Raw genomic sequence first — 20,965 nt, 5'->3', positions numbered from 1 at the left:
GGAATAGGGAAAGGCGCAATGGCAGGCAGGCGACCGCGCTACCGCCAGCCGCCCTCACGTCTAGCCACGGCGCCGGACATGGTCGTAGCCCGTGGGCGAAGGCTGGGGGCCGAGGTAGAACGGCGCCACGTCTTCCGGCGCGGTGGCCATCGGCGTGGTGCCGGGCGAGGCGACATTGTCGACCCGCATCGAATCGAGATTGTCGCGGCTCATGATCGGGCCGCCGGGCGCATGCTCCAGAAACCAGGCCTGCAGCCGCGCCAGCGCCGGCGGCAAACCGATTACCGGCCGCTGATGGCCGCTGTAGCGGCCGGCCAGCCGCACCAGCTGGCGCAAGGTGTAGACCTTGGGTCCCACCAGCTCGATCACCTGGCCGAAGGTGCCACGGTCTTCCAGTGCATTGACGAAGGCCTGCACCACGTCTTCCACATACACCGGCTGGAAACGGGCGTCAGCGCCGCCCAGCGCCATCACCGGCAACAGGGCCTGCAGCCGGGCGAACATGTTCAGGAACTGGTCGCCCTCGCCGAACACGACCGATGGCCGGAAGATCGTCACCGCCATGCGCGGGTCGGACAGCGCCGCGGTCTCGCCGGCCGCCTTGGAGCGCAGATACATCGACGGGCCGTTGACCGCCGCACCCAGCGCGCTCATGTGCAGATAGCGGCGCACGCCGGCGCGGCCGCAGGCGGCCACCACCTTGCGCGGCAACTCCACATGGGCGCGGGCGAAGTCGGGGCCATATTCTGAGCCGCCCGGCCCGCGCCGGGAATGCAGCACGCCCACCAGGTTGATCACCGCGTCCACGCCCTGCATCAGCCGCGCCAGCGTGGCCTCGTCATGCACGTCCGCCTCGACCGCTTCCACATTGGGCAGCGTGATCAGTTCGCGCGCATGCACCAGCCGCCGGGTTGGCAGCGTGACGCAGCGCCCCTGCGCGGCCAGTTGCGCCACCAGCCGGCTGCCGATGAAGCCGGTGCCGCCCAGCACCAGCACGTTGCTGCAATAGGGTCCGCGCAGAATGTCCATCAGAAGGGTTCTCCGTTTTCGCTGCCTGAATAGCCTTTCGGCGCAATGGTGCCCATGCGTGCCTTGAGCGACTGCGGCGCATTCTCGAACAGCGCCGCGTAGTAGGTGGCGTTCGACATCACGTTCTTCACATAGCCGCGGGTTTCGGCGAACGGGATGGTCTCCGCGAAAATGGCGCCTTCCACCGGCCGCGTCAGCGTCGAGCGCCAGGCCTTGGGCCGCCCCGGACCAGCGTTGTAGGCGGCGGTGGCCAGCGGCTGCGAGCCATCCAGCGACTGCAGCACCATGGACAGGTAGTTCGTGCCCAGCATGATGTTGGTGCCGATCTCGTTGATGCGGGCCTGGCTGAAGTCCGCCATGCCTATCCTGCGCGCCACTTCCTTGGCCGTGGCCGGCATCAGCTGCATCAGGCCGGACGCGCCCACATGCGAGCGCGCGGTCTGGATGAAGCGCGATTCCTGCCGGATCAGGCCATACACCCACGCCTTGTCCAGGCCGAGGTCGCGGGTGGCAGGGTGCATGATGTCATGGTGCGGCGAGGGAAAGCGCTGCGTAAAGTCAAACTCGGTCTTCGTGCGGTCGGAGGTATTGACCATGCGGTCCAGCACATTGTTGCGACGGGCAAACTCGGCCGCGGCCAGCAGCTGGCGCTCGGTCATCTTGCGCAGCTGCCAGTTCCATTCGCGATAACCTTCGAAACGCATGTTCATGTCGAAGAAGCGGAAGGCGCGGCGGAAACCCTGGTTGGCCGACATGGCCGCCATGTCTTCCTCGCTGGGCGCGGCGGCGCGCGGCGGGATGGCGATCTTCTGGCCCAGCTCTTCCAGTGCCAGCTGCCCGTAGAAACCATTGACCGCGGCAATCGACTTGAACAGCGCATCGGCCTGTTCCCGCTGCCCCTGCGCCTTGCAGGCGCGGCCCAGCCAGTAGACCCAGGGGCTGTCGTCCTTCAACGCCGCCGGCATGGCTTCGATGCCGCTCCTGACCATGGCCCAGTTCCCTGCCCGCAGCGCACTGCGCACCCGCCACTGGTAGCCGTCCAGCGACATTGCCGCGCCGGTGGTTTTCTTCCAGTATTCCACCGCATCCGGCTGCAGCTTCTGCGCCGCCTGCATCGCCACCATTGCCCAGCCGGTGGCCAGCTCGCGCGGCGACAGATAGGACGAGGCGCCCAGCACTTCGGCGCCGGCCTGTTCCAGGTTGTTGCGCGCCACCCGGCCGACCGCGATCAGGAAGGCTTCATGCTGCGCACGGCTGCCGCTGGCGCTTCTGGCGATGATGGATGCCGGCTTGTCGTAGGCCTGCGCGATCAGGCCTTCCGGCGCGTCGGTGGCCAGCGCGAGCTTGCGCATCAGGTTGGGGAAATTGAATTCCGCCGCCAGCCGCACCTGGTCCCAGACATCGTCGTCATTGAACTGCCGGGTTTCCGCCAGCCGCATCACCAGCGCCGGGCAGGCCTCGCCATAATCCCGCGGCGACACCAGCAGCGCGCGGGCATCCGCCGCCACATTGTGGCCGCGCTCGATGCGCGACATCAGCGCATAGCACTTGACCTGGGTATCGTCATCCAACACGAACTGCGGATACTGCTCGTCGAAGGTGGCCCAGTCGCGCGCCCGGCCCAGTTCCAGCAGCCAGTCGTTGCGCAGCCGGTCGGCGATGGCGCTGCCTTCATGGCGCTTCAGGAAGTCGCGGATTTCCGCATTCGGCAGGTTTCTCACCTGCGGCTTGAGGCGGTAATACTCGATATAGGAAGGAATCGCATAATTGGACAGCCGCGACGACAGCTCGAACGCCTTCGCCCCGTCGTCCCGCCGCGCCGCCTCGCGCAGCGCGGCGAACATGTCATCGTCGCTGGCGAACTGCTGTGGCTGTGGTGGCTGCTGGCGTTGCTGCTGTGCTTGCTGGCGCTGCTGGGCCTGCGCGCCATGGGTGCCGAACACCGCGCAGGCAAGCACCAGCCCGGCGGTCCATTTCATCGGAAACATCAGATTGCTGCCTTATTCTTGCTCGTTTTGGGGAGCGGCTAGAATAGCACGCTCCCCCGCCCGGCTGGCCGCCGGAATTGCATCTGGACACTACTTACAACATGAACGAAAAGCAACGCTTGAGGAAGGAATTGCTGGCGGCGAGAAAGGCCATGCCGCCGGAGGAAAAGGCATGGCGGGATGCGGCGATTCGCAGGCATCTGCTGGAGTGGCTGGATGCGCATCCGGTGAAGTCGATTGGCGTGTACTGGCCGCATGCGGGGGAGCCGGATCTGACGCCGGTGTACCCGGAGTTGGTGGCGCGGGGCGTGACGCTGGCGTTACCGGTGGTCGTGGCGCGGGATGCGCCGCTGGTGTTTTATGCGTGGCGGCCGGGGGAGGCGCTGGTGAAGGATGCGCATGGGGTGATGGCGCCGGTGGGGCGCGATTGCCCGGTTGAGCCGGCGTTGCTGCTGCTGCCTTGCGTTGGGTTTAATGAAGCGGGTTATCGCTTGGGGTATGGCGGGGGGTATTACGATCGGACGCTGGCGGCGACGCCCGGGGTGCGGGCGATTGGTATCTCCTATGACGCAGGAAAACAATGCTTCAATTCGGATGAATACGATATAACCATGCAGTTGGTCTTTACTGAATTCGACGCAGGCCTTTCTTGAGCCCGACTCATTCTCTTGAAAACCGAATTACTCATAAATGACTTAATACTCGGAATTTTATCCTGTTATTTAAAATAGGAGTGGTTTTAAGAAAATTTCAAAAGATAAATTTGCTTGGCAAACTTAGGTTGTTCAATAATTAGAAGCAACTATCATTCACCAAATAAATCGAAATTTATGAAAAACGGTGCAACTGCCGGTGTGACTTTGCGCCACACCGAATTGACCTCATTTGCCGTTAGTTAGGCGATTTATGAAAGCAGTGGATAACTGGCTCTTTAATCATCGTCACAATACTGTACCTCACCTCTGAAAATCTGCGCAAACGTGGCTTGATTCTGACGTTCTTTTCTTTCCTGCCCAGAGTCTTTTGGTTGATTCAATGAGTCGTTGCAATATATAGAATTTTGGGCTTCTGTTTTCAGCTCCTTAAGAGGCTGAAACAGGGACTCAAAGAACCACCCTTCTTCTGTGTTTTCCTGGGACTCCACGGCGGCCTTCATTTTAATAATTTCATTATTAAAATTGTCTATAGCTTGGATTTTGCTTATTAATTTTTCTTCGTCGAATTCTTCATTTGGCACAGCACCAAATTTTTTATTCAAAAACTCTTTAACAAAAGACTCAGTGGTGTCTTTTCTCAAGGGATCTGAAGTGTAAAGATTCAAGTCTTCTATCAAATTATGGAGGTAAGCCACCTTTAAATGGCCAGAGGAGTTCTTCATCTCTCCATATTTCAACTGATCGATTATTTCAATAGCAGAGTGGACCGTATCATTAATCTGTTTTTTCAGAAATTTTGGGCAGATTTGGGCTGCAATTGGAATAATCACGTATTCCAACAAAAGCTTGGAACAAATAGCCGACCATGGCTGAGTGCAGAGTCGCGGCTCAGCAGAAGGGAGCTGCGTTGATCCCGTCAATACTGATCCGCCTGCTTTGCTTTCCTGCCCAACTTTGGGTTCCTTTTGTGCCGACACACCTGTTGTATTTTTCAACCCTGCCTTAGGGGTCTTTCCTAATCCCGGCACAACAAAGCAGCACAGATTCGGTGGCAGCCCATAGAGCATAATTTCCTCGCTGATGTGGTCTTACAGCGAGGTCAGTCACCAGTCTCAAAAAAAAGGTTCGTAAGGACTACGCGCTTTATGTCTTGGATGCCATAAGTGCTATCTTCCTCTATCGAATAGCAAAGAGCCTTGCATTAATCTTGGCATACCTTGTTTGAATCGCTCTGACGTTATTGCATTCACTATCCCTATAGGCAGGTACTGCCCGGGTCAGCGTAGTTGCCCGAAAACTGCTGAGTTAGCAGTAGTTCGACACTCATGCACTCAACCCCAACCTCCCCCAAATCTCCCTAGTCGCCCCCGCCTGATTCAGCGTATAGAAATGCAACCCCGGCGCCCCGCCCGCCAGCAGCTTTTCGCACAGTTGCGTCACCACATCCAGCCCGAACGCCTTCAGCGACACCGTATCGTCGCCAAACCCCGCCAATTTCAGCCGTATCCAGCGCGGAATCTCCGCGCCGCACATGTCGGAGAAGCGCATTAGCTGCGTGTAATTCATGATCGGCATGATGCCGGGCACGATGGGCGCGGTCACGCCCAGCTTTGCGGCATCCTCGACGAAGCGGAAATAGGCGTCGGGGTTATAGAAATATTGGGTGATCGCGCTGTCGGCACCGGCCTGGATCTTGCCGGCGAAGTAGCGCAGGTCGTCCTGGGCCGATCTTGCCTGGGGATGCACTTCCGGATAGGCAGCGGTCTCGATATGAAACCAGTCGCCGGTTTCCTTGCGGATGAACTCGATCAGCTGGCTGGCATAGGCGAATTCGCCGGATGAGGCGTCCAGCATGCCGTAGCCGCTGGGCAGGTCGCCACGCAATGCCACCACGCGTTTGATGCCGTTGGCCTGGTACTCGGCCAGCATCGCGCGCAGCTCGTCGCGGTTGCGGCCGATGCAGGACAGGTGCGGTGCGGCTTCATGGCCTTCGCTGGCGATTTCCAGCACGGTGTCGCGGGTGCCGGACTGGGTGGAACCGCCGGCACCGAAGGTCACGGAAAAGTAGCGTGGCTTCAGTTGCGCCAGCTCGGCACGGGTGGCGCGCAGCTTTTGCGCGCCTTCCGGCGTCTTGGGCGGGAACAGCTCTATGCTGTAAGTGTTCTCGGACATTATTTTCTCAACAGTAAGGCCGACAGGCCCCATGAAATCACGCTGTAGATCAGCGCGCCGCCCACTGCGGACCAGAAGCCGGCGACGGCAAAGCCGCTGACCAGGTTGGCCACCGCCCAGAACATCAGCCCGTTGATGATGAAGATGAACAGGCCCAGTGTCAGCAACGTGACGGGCAGCGTCAGCAGCACCAGGATGGGACGGATCAGCGTGTTGACCAGGCCCAGCAGCAAGGCGGCGATCAGGGCGGTGCCGATGTCCTGCACATACACCGTGCGCAGCAGGTAGGGCACGGCGAACAGGGAAACGGTGTTGATCAGCCAGGCAAGCAGCAGGCGCATGGTCACTCCATGGTGGGTCAATCGGCTTGAACAGACAAAAAAGGGCGGCTTGCGCCGCCCTCGGGTTCAACGCTTAGTAGCGATAGTGTTCCGGCTTGAACGGGCCTTCCTTGGAAACGCCGATGTAATCGGCCTGTTCCTTGGTCAGTTCGGTCAGCTGCGCATTGAGCTTCTTCAGCTGCAGGCGCGCCACCTTCTCGTCCAGATGCTTGGGCAGGGTATAGACGCCCACCGGATACTTGTCGGTGTTGACGAACAGTTCGATCTGGGCAATGGTCTGGTTCGCAAACGACGAGCTCATCACGTAGGACGGATGGCCGGTGCCGCAACCCAGGTTCACCAGGCGACCTTCCGCCAGCAGGATGATGCGCTTGCCGTCCGGGAAGATTACATGGTCGACCTGCGGCTTGATGTTTTCCCAAGTGTACTGGCGCAGCGCGGCGACTTCGATTTCATTGTCGAAGTGGCCGATGTTGCAGACGATGGCCTGGTCTTTCATCTTCTTCATGTGCTCATGGGTGATCACATGGTAGTTGCCGGTGGCTGTGACGAAGATGTCGGCATACTCGGCGGCATAGTCCATGGTGACGACGCGGTAGCCTTCCATCGCGGCCTGCAGGGCGCAGATCGGGTCGACTTCAGTCACCCAAACCTGGGCCGACAGCGCGCGCAGCGCCTGCGCCGAGCCCTTGCCCACGTCGCCGTAGCCGGCCACTACTGCTACCTTGCCGGCGATCATCACGTCGGTGGCGCGCTTGATGCCGTCCACCAGCGATTCGCGGCAGCCGTACAGGTTGTCGAACTTCGACTTGGTGACGGAGTCATTGACATTGATCGCCGGGAAAGCCAGCTTCAGGTCGCGGTGCATCTGGTACAGGCGGTGCACGCCGGTGGTGGTTTCCTCGGTCACGCCCTTGATCTGGGCCAGGCGGGTGGAGTACCAGCCGGGCTGGGACGCCAGGCGCTTCCTGATGGAGTTGAACAGGCAGACCTCTTCTTCCGAGCCCGGGTTGTCCAGCACCGACGCATCCTTTTCCGCGCGGGTGCCGAGGTGCAGCAGCAGCGTGGCGTCGCCGCCGTCGTCCAGGATCATGTTGGAATACTGCGCGCCTTCGGCGGTGTCGGGCCATTCGAAGATGCGGTGGGTGAATTCCCAGTAGTCGTCCAGCGACTCGCCCTTGAAGGCGAACACCGGGGTGCCGGCGTCGGCGATCGCGGCGGCGGCGTGGTCCTGGGTGGAGTAGATATTGCAGGATGCCCAGCGGACCTTGGCGCCCAGCGCTTCGAGTGTCTGGATCAGCACGGCGGTCTGGATGGTCATGTGGATCGAGCCGGTGATCCGTGCGCCTTTCAGTGGCTGGGCAGCGGCGTATTCCTCGCGAATGGCCATCAGGCCGGGCATCTCGGTTTCCGCGATGCGGATTTCCTTGTGGCCCCATGCGGCCAGGGACAGGTCGGCAACGACGTAGTCGGTGAAATTGGACTGGGATACAGCCTGGGCTTGGGAAGATTGTGGCAGGGCGCTCATCACGCCTCCTTTCTGTAGAAAATCGAGAAAAAAGTCACGTGAGCGCGGTTGCATTGTTGATTCGCCAAGCCTGGCAGAACGGGCTGGTGCAGGGTTCTGTCGCAACGCTCCTTGACGAATCGGGGATTTTAACGGAAAAGGCGGAGGATGTCAGCGGTGGACAGATGCAGATCTTCGTGGCCTTCGTGGCTTTTGTGGCGTCAGAAGCTGATGCGAGTCCTCGTAACATGCGTGGAAAGCCGCTGACGAATTCCAACGTCCCGAGTGCATTCGCGAGAACTCAAGTTTGCAAGCGTGAAGCACAGGCGCCAGCGCTCCTCCCGTTAACGATGCGGGAAGATCTTTCCGAACTGGTCCTCAAAGCGCCTCACCAAATCGGCATGGTATTGCAACATCGCGCTATCCGTAGACTCGTTTTCCTTCCAATTTTTGGAGGGACTACTTTCCACGAGATTGGCAATGAATAAACCGGCTGTTAGCGCGTTTGGCCTGCCTTTAGTAAGACTCGCTTCTGTCAGCTTTGAACGCAGGAGCTTGTCCAACTCGCCAGGAGAGGCGTTGTCCAGTTGATGCAAGGTCTGCAAGGCCCTGATGACTTCTTTCGAATTTTGGCTTGTGCTGGCGTCCAATGCCTTGTTCAACGCACTGGACAACACCCTGGGTGAGCTGGTAGCGAAGCTGGATTTCTTCGCAGCTGGTGACGTCAGGCCACTGGATCGGGAAGCGCTCGACTTGCTTGCTGTATTGGACGCCGTCCTGGAGGATCTGCACACTTGTGGCTGCGCGGATGAACCACATTTGCGTTGAAATAACGAGCGGATTAAGAAACCGACTGATCTGGTTTGCTGCGCACGTTGCGCTACAGGCGGCATTGCGGTCTTTCCCGCTGCTGCCGGTTTGAGATCATTTAATTCGAACTTGGTGTCCGCCACGGTCCGCGAAAAAAAATTACTGATGCTTGTGACAAAGGCATTCATGGTTGATCCCCTCAAGAACTCACAATCCATGTGTAATTGAAACCCAGCAGAAGGTTGCCTTCAATTCGCCGCCAGCTTCCCGCTGATCACGTTCCTTCCCGCCCAGGCCAGCATGTCGCGCCAGATCTTCTCCACCTCGGCGTCGTTCGGCATCTGCTGCGCATGCGGCAGCTCGATCGTCACGACGGGCACCTTGCGCTGTGCTCCGCCGTAATTGCCAAGCGATCCTGGATATACGCCGATCGGGTCGTAGCGCAGGCGGCCGAAGCGGGTGGGCGGGGATGCGGCGGGGCCGTCGAAGTCGAGCAGGCCGAAGGGGGCGTGCACCGAGACGATCAGGTCGGGCTGGAAGCGGCGGATTTCCTCGTCCAGCCAGCGGCTCTCGGGCTCGGACAGCGGGGTCTTGCCGGGGAAGCGGCGCGGGTCGCGGCCGGTGGTCTTGACCCAGTAGCGCTCGGTTTCGCGCTGCCATTCATGGGTGGGGAAATTGCGGTTGAGGTCGACGCCGCGGGCGTTGGTGCGGGTCTGTTTTTTGGTCAGCATGCCGTCCGGGTTCACCAGCGGCGCAATGCTCCAGCTGAACTGGCGCGCCGCCGGCGTGCCGAGATGGCGCATCCAGCGCAGGATGATGGCCGACGAGGTCGGCTCGTCGCCGTGGATGCCGCCCAGGAGCAGGATCCGGGGCGGCCTGACCTTGTCGCCGGCGGATGCCGGCACCCGCCGCACCAGCAGCGGCAGGCCCCTGACCGAGCGGCCACTGCCGGGAACGAGCTGCTGTGCCTGGCAATCTGCCGCCTTAATGCCAGGCAACACCTGGCTCAGTTGTGCGCAATGCGCAGATGGCGCTGGCGGCGGCGCTGCCTGTGCCGCCGTTGCTGCGGCACCGAACCAACCTGCAAGGAACAGCGCGGCAGCGGCGCGCACGCTTAACCGGCGTTGGCGCGCAAGGCTTCCGCCTTGTCGGTGCGCTCCCAGGAAAACTCCGGTTCCTCGCGGCCGAAATGGCCGTAGGCGGCGGTCTTGCTGTAGATCGGGCGCAGCAGGTCCAGCATCTGCACGATGCCGCGCGGGCGCAGGTCGAAATGCTCGCGCACCAGGTCGGCGATTTTTTCATCGCTGATCTTGCCGGTGCCGAAGGTGGTGACCATCACCGAGGTCGGCCTTGCCACGCCGATGGCGTAGGAGATCTGGATCTGGCAGCGCTCGGCCAGGCCCGCGGCGACGATGTTCTTGGCCACGTAGCGGCCGGCATAGGCAGCCGAGCGGTCGACCTTGGACGGGTCCTTGCCGGAGAAGGCGCCGCCGCCGTGGGGCGCTGCGCCGCCGTAGGTGTCGACGATGATCTTGCGGCCGGTCAGACCGCAGTCGCCCTGCGGGCCGCCGATGACGAAGCGGCCGGTCGGGTTGACCAGGTAGCGGGTGCCGTTGAGCCATTCCGCCGGCACCACCGGCTTGATGATCATCTCGATCACCGCTTCCTCGATCTGCTTATGCTCCATCTCGGGCGCATGCTGGGTCGACAGCACGATGGTGTCGATGCCGACCGGGCGGCCATCCACGTACTTCAGCGTGACCTGCGACTTGGCGTCCGGGCGCAGCCATGGCAGGCGGCCGTCCTTACGCAGCTGCGACTGGCGCTCGACGATGCGGTGGGCATAGTGGATCGCGGCCGGCATCAGTTCCGGGGTTTCATTGCAGGCGTAGCCGAACATCAGGCCCTGGTCGCCGGCGCCCTGGTCGAGGTCGGCGGCGCGGTCCACGCCCTGGGCGATGTCGGGCGACTGCTTGTCGTAACAGACCATCACCGCGCAGCTCTTGTAGTCGATGCCGTAGTCGGCATTGTCGTAGCCGATGCGCTTGATGGTGTCGCGCGCCACGCCGATGTAGTCGACGTTGGCATGGGTAGTGATTTCGCCGGCCAGCACAACCAGGCCGGTGTTGCACAGGGTTTCGGCGGCCACGCGGGCCTTCGGGTCCTGCTCGAAGATGGCGTCGAGGATGGCGTCGGAAATCTGGTCGGCCACCTTGTCGGGATGGCCTTCGGAGACGGATTCGGAAGTGAAGAGGTATTCGTGTGCCATGCAGGCTCCTTGAATGGTGATAGTCGTAAAGTCGCGGCCTATCGATGAGCCTGCGACGCTTTAGCGAGATTTGTAGGCCGCCTCGCAAGTTGTCTGTTAACTCGGCGGATAAAACTTCGTGCTATTTTACGCGTCTTGAAAAATTCGCGCAAAAACCTGACGCCTTCTTTAATGCTTGTCAACTTATTTCGTCTGCTGTCGCACCTGCCCCTGCCGCTGCTGCATCTGTCGGGCGCGGCGCTGGGCTGGATGGTGTATGCCGCCTCGCCTTCCTACCGCCGCCGCCTCAACGACAATCTGGCGCGCGCCGGCTACGGCCACCTGCGCCGGCGCGCCATTGCCGCGGCGGGCAAGAGCGTGATGGAGCTGCCTTTCGTCTGGCTGGCGCCGGCGCGCCGGGTGCTGCCGGTCGCCCATATCGAGAGCCTGGCGCTGCCGCGCGCGGCGCTGGCCGAAGGGCGCGGCCTGATCTTCCTGACGCCGCACCTGGGCTGCTTCGAGATCCTGGCGCAGGCGGTGTCGGAGCACATACCGCTGACGGTGCTGTACCGGCCGCCGCGCAAGGCGGCCCTGAAACCCCTGCTGGAGCAGGCCCGCGCGCGGCCGTCCATGCGGCTGGCGCCGGCCAATCTCTCGGGCGTGCGCATGCTGATGAAGGCGCTGAAGGGCGGCCAGGCGATCGGCCTGCTGCCCGACCAGGTCCCGCAGCAGGGCGAAGGCGCCTGGGCCGGCTTCTACGGCAAGCCGGCCTACACCATGACGCTGCCGGCCAAGCTGCGCCAGATGAGCGGCGCGCCCATCATCCTGGCCTATGCCGAGCGGCTGGACCATGGCCGCGGCTTCGAACTGCGCTTCGTGCGCTTCGACGAAGACCTGGCGGGCACGCCGGAGGAACAGGCGCGCAGCATCAATGCCGCGATGGAAAAGCTGATCGCGCTCTGTCCCGACCAGTACTTCTGGAGCTACAACCGCTACAAGACGCCGCCCGGCGTGGCGGCGCCAACCCCGGCGGCGGCTGGCGCATGATGAGGCTGCTGCTTGGATTGATGTGGCTGCTGCACTGGCTGCCGCTGCCGGCGCTGGGCCGCTTCGGCGAGATGGTGGGCAGCGTGCTGTTCATGGTAATGGGCGACCGTCGCCGCATCACGCTGACCAATCTGCGGCTGTGCCTGCCCGAGCTGGATGACGAGGCCCGGCTGCGCCTGGCGCGCCGCCATTTCCAGGACTATGCCCGCAGCGTGCTGGAACGCGGCGTGCTGTGGTGGGGCAGCCAGGCGCGGCTGCGCCGGCTGATACGGGTCGAGCCCGGCCTGCCGCTGGACGACATTGCCGCCGGCCCGGTGATCCTGCTGTGTCCGCATTTCGTCTGCCTGGACGTGGCCGGCGTGGCGGTGGCGCTGGATATCTCGGGCTGCTCGATGTATACCCAGCAGCGCGACCCGGTGTTCGACGCCGCGCTGCGCCGCGGCCGCAACCGCTTCCATCCGGCCGAGCTGTTTTCCCGCGAGGATGGCATCAAGCCCATCCTGCGCGCGATGAAGCGGCGCATTCCCTACTTCATGCTGCCCGACATGGACTTCGGCGAGCGCGACGCGCTGTTCGTGCCCTTCTTCGACATGCCGGCCGCCACCCTCACCGCGCCGGCCCGCATCGCCGCCGCCACCGGCGCCAGGGTCATCCCGGTGGTGGCGACCTACCTGCCCGGCTACCGCGGCTGGCGGGTGCGTTTCTACCCGGCCTGGGAAGACTATCCGGGCGAGGACCTGGCCGCCGCCACGCGCCGCATGAATGCCTTCATCGAGGACCGGGTGCGCGAGGCACCCGAGGAATATTTTTGGGCGCACAAGCGCTTCAAGACCCGCCCGCCTGGCGCTGCCGGCGTGTATGATGCCCCGTCCCCGCTGCCTGTCGCGGCAGGCGAACCGGCCGACGGCCAACAACCACAGCCATGAAACTCAAATTCACCAAGATGCACGGCGCCGGCAATGACTTCGTGGTCATCGACGCCATCCACCAGCAGATCGATTTCACGCCCGCGCAGTGGCGCCGCCTGGCCGACCGCCGTTTCGGCGTCGGCGCCGACCAGATGCTGGTGGTGGAGCGGCCGCAGTCTGCCGGCGTGGATTTTCGTTACCGGATCTATAACAGCGACGGCGGCGAGGTTGAGCAGTGCGGCAATGGCGCCCGCGCCTTCGTGCGCTATGTGACCGAAAAAGGCCTGACCGACAAGCGCGCCATCCGGGTCGAAACCCTGTCGGGCGTGATCGAGCCGCGCCTGGAAGCCGATGGCGGCATCACGGTCGACATGGGCGCGCCCATCCTGGACCCTGCCCGGGTGCCGTTCGATGCCGCAGGCCTGGAAGGCCGGCCGCAGGGCCACGACACGCTGTGGCCGCTCGACATTGATGGCGCCACGGTATGGGTTTCCGCCGTCTCGATGGGCAATCCGCATGCGGTGCAGGTGGTGGAAGACAGCGAGACCGCGCCGGTGGCCAGCCAGGGCCCGGCGATCGAGCAGCATCCGCGCTTTCCGAAACGGGTCAATGCCGGCTTCATGCAGGTTCTTGGCCGCCATGCGATCCGGCTGCGGGTGTTCGAGCGCGGCGCCGGCGAGACGCTGGCCTGCGGCACCGGCGCCTGCGCGGCGGTGGTGGCAGGCATCCGGCGCGGCCTGCTGGATACGCCGGTGAAGGTCGCGACCCGCGGCGGCGACCTGTCCATCGCCTGGGCCGGCGGCAATGCGCCGGTGCTGCTGACCGGCCCGGCCGTGACCGTGTTCGACGGCGAAATCGAACTCTGAATCAGCAATCAGCAATCAGCAATCAACGTTTCCATCGCGCTTCCGATCCATCGTCACCGACACCGAAACTCATGTCCCTCGAATCCACCGCCGTTGCCGCCTACCTTGCCAGCCATCCGGATTTCTTCGAAGAGCACAGCGAGCTGCTCGCTGCCGTCAAACTGACCAGCGGTTTTTCCGGCCGCGCCATCTCGCTGCAGGAGCGGCAGATGGAAGTGCTGCGCGAGAAGCACAAGGCGCTGGAGATGAAGCTGGCCGCGCTGATGCGCAACGGCCATGAGAACGACCAGATCGCCGGGAAATTCCATCAGTGGACCTGCAGCCTCTTGGCCAGCCGACACGACACCGAACTGCCGCGCATCCTGGTCGATGGCCTGCGCCAGCGCTTCGATGTGCCGCAGGCCACGCTGCGGCTGTGGAGCGTGGCCGCGCCGCATGCGCAGGCCTGGTTTGCCGCGCCGGCGTCGGACGACATCCGGATCTTCGCCAATGGCCTGGATGCGCCGTTCTGCGGCCCCAACAACGACTTCGAGGCGGCGTCCTGGCTGGACGAGCCAGCAGCCGTGAAATCGATCGCCATGCTGCCGTTGCGCGCGCCGGGTGCGCAGCAGAGCTTTGGCCTTTTGGTGCTAGGTTCGCCGGATGCGCAGCGTTTTTCCGAAACCATGTCGACCGACTTCCTGGTCCGCTTCGCCGGCACCGCCAGCGCCGCGCTGGGCAGCCTGCTGGGATAAGACCATGAGCGCGCAGCAGCGACAGGCCCACTACGCCGGCTACCTGCAGAACCTGGAAACCCAGCGCCGGCTGTCGCCCTACACGGTCACCGGCTACCGCCATGAACTGGCCGAACTGGAGCGCCTGATCGTGGCCGCCTTTCCGCCGCCGGCCGAGGCGCCGGCGCTGGAAGCGCTGTCGCATTTCCATATCCGCAAATTCGCTTCGCAGCTGCATGGCAGCGGTCTGCATCCGCGCTCGATCGCGCGCCGGCTCTCGGCCTGGCGCGGCTTCTACAACTGGCTGTCGGAACAGCTGCCGCTGGCATCGAACCCGGTCGATGGCATTCGTCCGCCCCGGCGCGGCAAGGCGCTGCCCAAGGCGCTGTCGGCCGACCATGCGGTGCAACTGGTGTCGCAGCCGCGGCCGGGCAGCGACCCGCAGGCGCCGAACGAGCTGTGCAACCGCGCCATGTTCGAGCTGCTCTATTCCAGCGGCCTGCGGGTGTCGGAACTGGTGTCGCTGGACGTGGCCTATGTGCGCGAGGAAGGCCACGAGTCGGCCGGCTGGGTGGACGATGCCTCCGGCGAGGTGCATGTCACCGGCAAGGGCGGCAAGAAGCGCACCGTGCCCGTTGGACGAGCCGCGCTGGAGGCGCTGCGCGCCTGGCTGCCGGCGCGCGGGGAATTGCTGCGGCCCGATTCCGGCCTGGCGCGCCATGCGCTGTTCCTGTCGGTGCGCGGCAAGCGCATGACGCCGCGCATGGTCCACAGCCGCATCAGCGCGCATGCGCTGGCGCTGGGCATCCCGTCCAACGTCCACCCGCATGTGATGCGCCATTCCTTCGCCTCGCATCTGCTGCAGTCCTCGGGCGACCTGCGGGCGGTGCAGGAAATGCTGGGCCATGCCTCGATTTCCTCGACCCAGGTCTATACCTCGCTCGACTTCATGCGCCTGGCGCAGGTGTATGATGCCGCGCATCCGCGCGCCAAGAAGCGCGACGCCTGACACCAAGGAGCGCAAGCCATGATTCCGACCACCATCCTGACCGGCTTTCTGGGCGCCGGCAAAACCACGCTGCTGAACCGGCTGCTGAAGGAGCCGCACGGGCACCGCATCGCCGTGATCGAGAACGAGTTCGGCGCCGAGAACATCGACAACGAGATCCTGGTCCAGGACAGCAACGAGCAGATCGTGGAGATGAACAACGGCTGCATCTGCTGCACGGTGCGCGGCGACCTGATCGGCGCGCTGTCCACGCTGGCCATCAGGCGCAATGCCGGCGAACTGCAGTTCGACCATGTGGTGATCGAGACCACGGGCCTGGCCAATCCCGGCCCGGTGGCGCAGACCTTCTTCATGGACGAGGAAGTCAGCCTGCATTACATGCTCGACGCGGTGATCACCATCGTCGACGCAAAACATGGCATGCAGCAGCTCGACGACCGCGAGGAGGCGCAGCGCCAGGTCGGTTTCGCCGACCGCATCCTGCTGTCCAAGACCGACCTGTGCAGCCCGGAGGAAGTGGCGCAGCTGACGGCGCGCCTGAAGCGCATCAACCCGCGCGCCCCGATCACCAGCAACAGCCTGGACGGCCTGCCGATCTCGGGCCTTCTGGACCTGCGCGGCTTCAACCTCAACGACAAGCTCGACATCGATCCCGACTTCCTGGCCGAGGCGGAGCATGTGCATGACGAGCACTGCGGGCACGACCATGGACACGGCCACGATCATGAGCATGGCGAACACTGCAACCATCACGATCATCACAACCACACCGACGACATCGCCGCCTTCGTGTTCCGCAGCCAGCGCCCGTTCGACACCGCCCGGCTGGACAACTTCCTGGGCGGGCTGATCCAGGTGTTCGGGCCGCGCATGCTGCGCTACAAGGGCATTCTTTACATGCAGGGCGCGGACCGCAAGGTAGTGTTCCAGGGCGTGCACCAGACCATGGGCTCGGATATAGGCGCGCCCTGGCTGGATGACGAGGAGCGTGGCAGCAAGATGGTGTTCATCGGCGTGAACCTGCCGCAGGATGTTTTTCTTCAAGGACTGGAACAGTGTTTGGTATAAACTGTTGCGGTTTTTTTAAACCCCGCCACGGCGCCGCGCAGAAAGGCGTATAAGGGCAGTCAGCGTGGTGGACAGTGAAGTCTGCAATCCGGTACTCATGCAGGATGACTGCCCAACAAAACGACATCTGCCGGCATTTCCTCTTTGACAGCATTCCGCATTCCGGCATACTACTGAGCAGCAACAAAACGTTTGTCCGTTTAACGGATACATTGACTAAACCGTAGTTTCGAAAGTTACCGAAGTGGCAACCAAGACAACCAAACCAACCGTCGCTGACGCGCCTCTCCTCACCGAAGAAGAAATTCTGAAAATGGGCGAGAAGGATTACATGAATGCCGCGCAGCTGGCGTTTTTCCGCGCCCGTCTGCAACAGCTTGAAAAGGACCTGCTCAAGAATGCCGGCGAAACCACGGAGCATCTGCGCGAAACCGTGCTGGTGCCCGATCCGGCGGACCGCGCGACCATCGAGGAAGAGCATGCGCTGGAACTGCGCACCCGCGACCGCGAGCGCAAGCTGCTGAAGAAGGTGCAGCAGTCGATTGCCGCCATCGACGCCGGCGACTACGGCTGGTGCGAGGAAACCGGCGAGCCGATCGGCATCCCGCGTCTCCTGGCCCGCCCGACCGCCACGCTGTCGCTGGAAGCGCAGCAGCGCCGCGAACTGAAACAGAAGCTGTACGGCGATTGAAACCCGCCCGTGTCCCCGTTACCAGCCGCAGCGCCCTGGCGCTGCTGATGCTGTGCTGCCTGCTGGCGGCGCAGTGGCTGGGACTGGGACACCGCATTGCCCATGCCGGCTGGCAGCTTGCCGGGCCGGCCCAGGTCGTCAAGGCGGGCCTCGCTGACAGCGGGCGCCAGAGCCCGACCGTCGATCCGACCCACTCCTGCGCGGCATTCGACGATGCCACGCTGCCCGCCGCGCTGTCGACGCCGCCCTACACGGCGCCGCTGCTGCCCGGCGTTGCCGTGCTGGCGTTGTGGAGCGCCTATGCCTCCTGGCAGCAGCCCTTCCACTGCCATTTCTCTTCCCGCGCGCCGCCGCTTTCCTGAACTGCCCAAACCTGTTGACCATGCCGGGCCGCTGCCGCTTTCTCCCTAGCTGCGAACAGGCCCGCATTCCCGTTTGATCCCGTTTCAGGAAATTCCATGCCATTCCAACGCTCCACGCTGGCGCGCGCCGTGTTTCTCGCCTGCGCCGCTCACGCCCCTTCCCTGCATGCCGCCGATGCGCTGCCCGAAGTCACCGTCACCACCAGCCCGCTGGCCGGCGATGAAAACGCCCAGATCCTGACGCCGGCGCGCGTCGTCTCGGGCGATGAACTGCGCAACCGCCAGGCCGGCTCGCTGGGCGAGACCCTGTCGCATGAACTGGGCGTGTCCAGTTCCGCCTTCGGCGCCGGCGCCTCGCGCCCCATCATCCGCGGGCTGGAAGGCGCCCGGGTGAAGATGCTGCAGAACGGCATGTCGATATCGGATGTGTCCACGCTGTCGAACGACCATGCGGTCGCCGCCGACAGCGCCACCGCTCGCCAGGTCGAGATCCTGCGCGGCCCGGCCTCGCTGCTGTACGGCTCGGGCGCGATCGGCGGCCTGGTCAATGTGATCAACGACCGCATCCCGACCACGCTGGCGCCGGCGCCCACCGGCGAGGCCGAGGTACGCTACGGCAGCGTCGACCGGGCGAAAAGCCTGTCGCTGTCGCTCGACGGCGCCGCCGGCGCGATCGGCCTGCATGTGGATGGCAATGTGCGCAATGCCGACGACTACCGGATTCCGGACTACCAGGTGCGCAATGACCCCTCGTCCGCCTCCGGCCGCCTGCCCAATTCCTTCTCGCGCCAGAACAGCCTCGGCGTCGGCCTGTCGACCGTGCAGTCCTGGGGCTATGTCGGCGCCTCGGTGGCCACCCTCAACAAGCGCTACGGCATACCGACCGGGGAAGGCGCGCGCATCGACCTCGACCAGACCCGCTACGACATCGACAGCCTGGTCAAAAACCCGTTTGCCGGCTTCGAAAGCGCGCGGCTGCGCCTGGGCTACACCGATTACCAGCATGACGAACTCAATGCCGACAATGTGCCGCAGACCAATTTCAGGAACCGGGCATTCGAAACACGGCTGGAACTGACCCATCAGCGCATTGCCGGCTGGCGCGGCACCTTCGGCCTGCAGGCCGACAACGAGCGCTTCTCGGCGCTGGCGGCCGATGGCAGCGGCGCGACCGTGCCGGCCACCCGGTCGCGCTCGATGGCGGGCTTTCTGGTCGAGGAACGCGACTTCGGGCCGCTGAAGGTCAGCGTCGGCGGCCGGCTGGAATCGGTCAAGCGCACGCCTGACGGCCAGCGCGAACGCAGTTTCGACCTCGGCTCCTGGTCGCTGGGCGGACTGTGGGCATTCCAGCCTGGCTACGGCCTGGGCCTGACCGGCTCGCTGGCGCAGCGCGCGCCGTCCACCGAGGAGTTGTATTCCAGCGGACCGCATGAGGCGACCCGCACCTATGACATCGGCAGTTCGTCCTTCAGGAAGGAAACCTCGCGCAACCTGGAACTGAGCCTGCAGAAGACCGAGGGCCTGGTGCGCTGGAAAACCAATCTGTTCTACAACCGCGTCAGGAACTTCGTCTATGGCGACATCACCGGACGCCAGCTCGATGACGCCGGCAATCCGGGCGACGAGCTCAACGAGCGCATCTTCCGCCAGGGCGATGCGACGATCCGCGGCGCCGAAGCGGAGATCGGCTACAACCAGCGCGGCGCAGGCTGGTCCGGCCGGCTGTTTGCCGACACCTCCCGCGGCCGGCTGGAAAATGCCGGCAATCTGCCGCTGCAGCCGGCAAGCCGCTTCGGCATCGATGTCAATTACCGGCAGGGCCCGTGGCGCGGCGGCGCCTCGCTGCTGCGGGCGCTGCGCCAGGACCGCCTGGCCAGCTTCGAGACCAGCGTCACGCCCGGCTATACCCAGCTGGATGCGAACCTGTCCTATACCCAGAACCTGGGCCGCTACGACGTGACCTGGTTCCTGCTGGCCCGCAACCTGCTGAACCAGGACATCCGCCTGTCCACCTCGGTGCTGAAGGACCAGGCGCCGCTGCCGGGCCGCAACCTGATCGTCGGCGTGCGCACGGCGTTCTAGGCGGCGCCGCGGCCAGGCTTCCCGGCCGCTTGCAAGCCCGGCATGGCTGCGTGGTATCCTTGCCGGACTTGCGTGCGGCAAGCCGTGGCTGCCACGGCACCCTTCACCGCGGCGCTCCCTCTTCGGCACAGTTCAGCAAAGGCGGCAGGACAACGTGGGACTCTTCGGTCTATTCGGCAAAAAGGATGCGCCACCGGCGCCCGGCGACAAGGACGCGCCGCGCTCCCGCACGCCGGCCGCGCCCGCGCCGCCCGATACCGAGCAGCAGCGCCAGCGCAGCCATCGCGCTTCCGATACCGCCAAAAAGATCGACGCCATCGAATCCGAGATGTCGTCCGAGTTCGTTCCTTCCCACCTGCTCACCACCAACAGCCAGACGGCGCCGCCGGAAGCCTCGCAGAACACCCTGCCCGACCTCGCCAACTCCACCGACATGCTGCTCGGTGCGGAAGTGCGCGGCCTGGGGCTGGAAGTCAATGCCTCCGAAGCCGCGCCCATCCTGGAGGAAGCGGCGATCCTGTTTGCCAACGAGCAGGACGAAGTCGCCGAGCAGATGCTGCGCATGGCGGTGGCCGAGCCCGAGGCCGGTGTCGATGCCTGGCTGATGCTGTTCGACCTGTACCAGGCCACGGGCCGGCAGACCGAGTTCGAGCATCTGTCGATCGACTATGCCCGCCGCTTCGAGACCTCGCCGCCGGCCTGGCGCAAGACGCTGCCGCCGGCATCCACCCGCCTGGCGCTGCCATCGGTGGCCTTTGCCGGCAAGCTCGACGCCAGCATCGTCAAGCTGGTGGAAAAGGTGCTCAAAATTGCTGAACAGCATCAGGCGTTGCGGCTCGAATTCGGCCGCGTGACCGAAGTCGCGCCGGTCGGCTGCGGCCTGCTGCTGCGCACGCTGAAGAAGCTGCAGCAGCATGATGTGTCCGTGATCGGCGCCAATGAGCTGACCGCGCGCATCCGTGCCATCCTGGAAGTCGGCCGTCGCGACGAAACCGAGGCGCCCTGGCTGCTGCTGCTGGAAATCCTGCGCCTGCAGAACCGCGAGCACGAGTTCGAGGAAACCAGCATCGACTACTGCATCACCTTCGAAGTCTCGCCGCCGCCGTTCGTGCCGCCGGTGCATGGCAGCAGCGCCGCGCGGGAAGATGCGGCCGAGCAGCCCGGCGGCAGCGCTTTCATGATGCCCGCCGCAGTGGACGGCCGCACCGAGCCGCTGCTGGCCGCGATTGCCCAGCATGCCGACCTGCATGATCCGCTGGTGCTCGACTGCGCGCGCCTGGACCGGGTCGATTTCAGCGCCGCGGGGCAGCTGATGATGGGACTGGCGCCGCTGGCCCGCAATGGCCGCACCATCGAAATGCACCATGTCAGCCGGCTGGTGCTGGCGCTGTTCTCGATGATCGGCCTGACCGACATCGTCCGCGTGTCGCCGCGCAAGCACTGATGCAGGCGGTGGTGCCAGCCTTGT

Annotated in this window: 20 protein-coding genes and 1 riboswitch; of the genes, 11 read left to right on the top strand and 9 right to left on the bottom strand. The window is 63.9% G+C overall.

Annotated features, from left to right (window positions below; all coding sequences use genetic code 11):
* Window positions 1–60: 60 nt before the first annotated feature.
* On the bottom strand, window positions 61–1,029 hold the full coding sequence (locus KTQ42_RS16515; protein WP_217346477.1) for a complex I NDUFA9 subunit family protein: 969 nt from the start codon (window positions 1,027–1,029) through the stop codon (window positions 61–63).
* Window positions 1,029–3,017: a lytic transglycosylase domain-containing protein gene (locus tag KTQ42_RS16510; RefSeq protein ID WP_217346476.1), complete on the bottom strand. Its 1,989-nt coding sequence runs from the start codon at window positions 3,015–3,017 to the stop codon at window positions 1,029–1,031. Before KTQ42_RS16510 ends, KTQ42_RS16515 begins: the two co-directional genes overlap by 1 nt.
* Before the next feature lie 101 nt (window positions 3,018–3,118).
* Here KTQ42_RS16510 and KTQ42_RS16505 point away from each other — a divergent pair, with 101 nt between their 5' ends.
* The gene (locus tag KTQ42_RS16505) at window positions 3,119–3,670 is read left to right on the top strand and encodes a 5-formyltetrahydrofolate cyclo-ligase (protein ID WP_217346475.1); all 552 of its coding nucleotides are present in this window, start codon (window positions 3,119–3,121) and stop codon (window positions 3,668–3,670) included.
* 278 nt (window positions 3,671–3,948) lie between these two features.
* Here the strand turns inward: KTQ42_RS16505 and KTQ42_RS16500 are convergent, their stop codons facing one another.
* From KTQ42_RS16500 to metK, 7 genes are all read right to left on the bottom strand, one after another.
* Window positions 3,949–4,740, bottom strand: a complete 792-nt coding sequence (locus KTQ42_RS16500; protein ID WP_217346474.1) for a hypothetical protein — start codon at window positions 4,738–4,740, stop codon at window positions 3,949–3,951.
* A 256-nt stretch (window positions 4,741–4,996) separates the two neighbouring features.
* Window positions 4,997–5,845, bottom strand: a complete 849-nt coding sequence (gene metF / locus KTQ42_RS16495; RefSeq protein WP_217346473.1) for a methylenetetrahydrofolate reductase [NAD(P)H] — start codon at window positions 5,843–5,845, stop codon at window positions 4,997–4,999.
* The gene (locus KTQ42_RS16490) at window positions 5,845–6,186 is read right to left on the bottom strand and encodes a phage holin family protein (protein WP_217346472.1); all 342 of its coding nucleotides are present in this window, start codon (window positions 6,184–6,186) and stop codon (window positions 5,845–5,847) included. The genes metF and KTQ42_RS16490 overlap by 1 nt, the downstream gene beginning before the upstream one ends.
* Before the next feature lie 73 nt (window positions 6,187–6,259).
* Window positions 6,260–7,714 carry an adenosylhomocysteinase gene (gene ahcY / locus KTQ42_RS16485; protein ID WP_217346471.1) on the bottom strand — a complete coding sequence of 485 codons (1,455 nt, stop codon included), beginning with the start codon at window positions 7,712–7,714 and terminating at the stop codon, window positions 6,260–6,262.
* 33 nt (window positions 7,715–7,747) lie between these two features.
* A riboswitch (S-adenosyl-L-homocysteine riboswitch) is annotated at window positions 7,748–7,833 on the bottom strand.
* A 204-nt stretch (window positions 7,834–8,037) separates the two neighbouring features.
* Window positions 8,038–8,691, bottom strand: a complete 654-nt coding sequence (locus tag KTQ42_RS16480) for a hypothetical protein (RefSeq protein WP_217346470.1) — start codon at window positions 8,689–8,691, stop codon at window positions 8,038–8,040.
* Between the two features lie 60 nt (window positions 8,692–8,751).
* Entirely contained in the window at window positions 8,752–9,501 is a 750-nt protein-coding gene (locus tag KTQ42_RS16475; protein ID WP_249222791.1) for a M14 family murein peptide amidase A, read from the bottom strand.
* A gap of 116 nt (window positions 9,502–9,617) precedes the next feature.
* Window positions 9,618–10,772 carry a methionine adenosyltransferase gene (gene metK, locus KTQ42_RS16470; protein WP_217346469.1) on the bottom strand — a complete coding sequence of 385 codons (1,155 nt, stop codon included), beginning with the start codon at window positions 10,770–10,772 and terminating at the stop codon, window positions 9,618–9,620.
* Window positions 10,773–10,943: 171 nt separating this feature from the next.
* On the opposite strand from metK, the gene KTQ42_RS16465 reads away from it, so the two are divergent.
* The 10 genes from KTQ42_RS16465 to KTQ42_RS24370 all read left to right on the top strand — a co-directional run bounded on the left by KTQ42_RS16465 (window position 10,944) and on the right by KTQ42_RS24370 (window position 20,941).
* A complete protein-coding gene (locus tag KTQ42_RS16465; protein WP_217346468.1) occupies window positions 10,944–11,798 on the top strand; it encodes a lysophospholipid acyltransferase family protein in 855 nt (284 codons plus the stop codon).
* On the top strand, window positions 11,798–12,724 hold the full coding sequence (locus KTQ42_RS16460) for a lipid A biosynthesis acyltransferase (RefSeq protein ID WP_217347010.1): 927 nt from the start codon (window positions 11,798–11,800) through the stop codon (window positions 12,722–12,724). The genes KTQ42_RS16465 and KTQ42_RS16460 overlap by 1 nt, the downstream gene beginning before the upstream one ends.
* On the top strand, window positions 12,721–13,572 hold the full coding sequence (dapF, locus tag KTQ42_RS16455) for a diaminopimelate epimerase (RefSeq protein ID WP_217346467.1): 852 nt from the start codon (window positions 12,721–12,723) through the stop codon (window positions 13,570–13,572). The genes KTQ42_RS16460 and dapF overlap by 4 nt, the downstream gene beginning before the upstream one ends.
* Window positions 13,573–13,643: 71 nt before the next feature.
* On the top strand, window positions 13,644–14,306 hold the full coding sequence (locus KTQ42_RS16450) for a DUF484 family protein (protein WP_217346466.1): 663 nt from the start codon (window positions 13,644–13,646) through the stop codon (window positions 14,304–14,306).
* Window positions 14,307–14,310: 4 nt separating this feature from the next.
* Window positions 14,311–15,294: a tyrosine recombinase XerC gene (locus tag KTQ42_RS16445; protein ID WP_217346465.1), complete on the top strand. Its 984-nt coding sequence runs from the start codon at window positions 14,311–14,313 to the stop codon at window positions 15,292–15,294.
* 18 nt (window positions 15,295–15,312) lie between these two features.
* Window positions 15,313–16,362, top strand: a complete 1,050-nt coding sequence (locus KTQ42_RS16440) for a GTP-binding protein (RefSeq protein ID WP_217346464.1) — start codon at window positions 15,313–15,315, stop codon at window positions 16,360–16,362.
* Window positions 16,363–16,693: 331 nt separating this feature from the next.
* The gene (gene dksA / locus KTQ42_RS16435; protein WP_249222790.1) at window positions 16,694–17,053 is read left to right on the top strand and encodes an RNA polymerase-binding protein DksA; all 360 of its coding nucleotides are present in this window, start codon (window positions 16,694–16,696) and stop codon (window positions 17,051–17,053) included.
* On the top strand, window positions 17,050–17,415 hold the full coding sequence (locus KTQ42_RS16430) for a hypothetical protein (protein WP_217346463.1): 366 nt from the start codon (window positions 17,050–17,052) through the stop codon (window positions 17,413–17,415). Before dksA ends, KTQ42_RS16430 begins: the two co-directional genes overlap by 4 nt.
* A 96-nt stretch (window positions 17,416–17,511) precedes the next feature.
* A complete protein-coding gene (locus tag KTQ42_RS16425) occupies window positions 17,512–19,497 on the top strand; it encodes a TonB-dependent receptor (RefSeq protein ID WP_217346462.1) in 1,986 nt (661 codons plus the stop codon).
* 154 nt (window positions 19,498–19,651) lie between these two features.
* Window positions 19,652–20,941, top strand: coding sequence for an STAS domain-containing protein (locus KTQ42_RS24370; RefSeq protein WP_217346461.1), 1,290 nt, complete (start codon window positions 19,652–19,654; stop codon window positions 20,939–20,941).
* Window positions 20,942–20,965 lie beyond the last annotated feature (24 nt).

The organism is Noviherbaspirillum sp. L7-7A, from assembly GCF_019052805.1.
Taxonomy (GTDB): domain Bacteria; phylum Pseudomonadota; class Gammaproteobacteria; order Burkholderiales; family Burkholderiaceae_D; genus Noviherbaspirillum_A.
The sequence above is the reverse complement of the archived record's forward strand: the minus strand, read 5'-3'. Positions and strand labels throughout refer to the sequence as shown.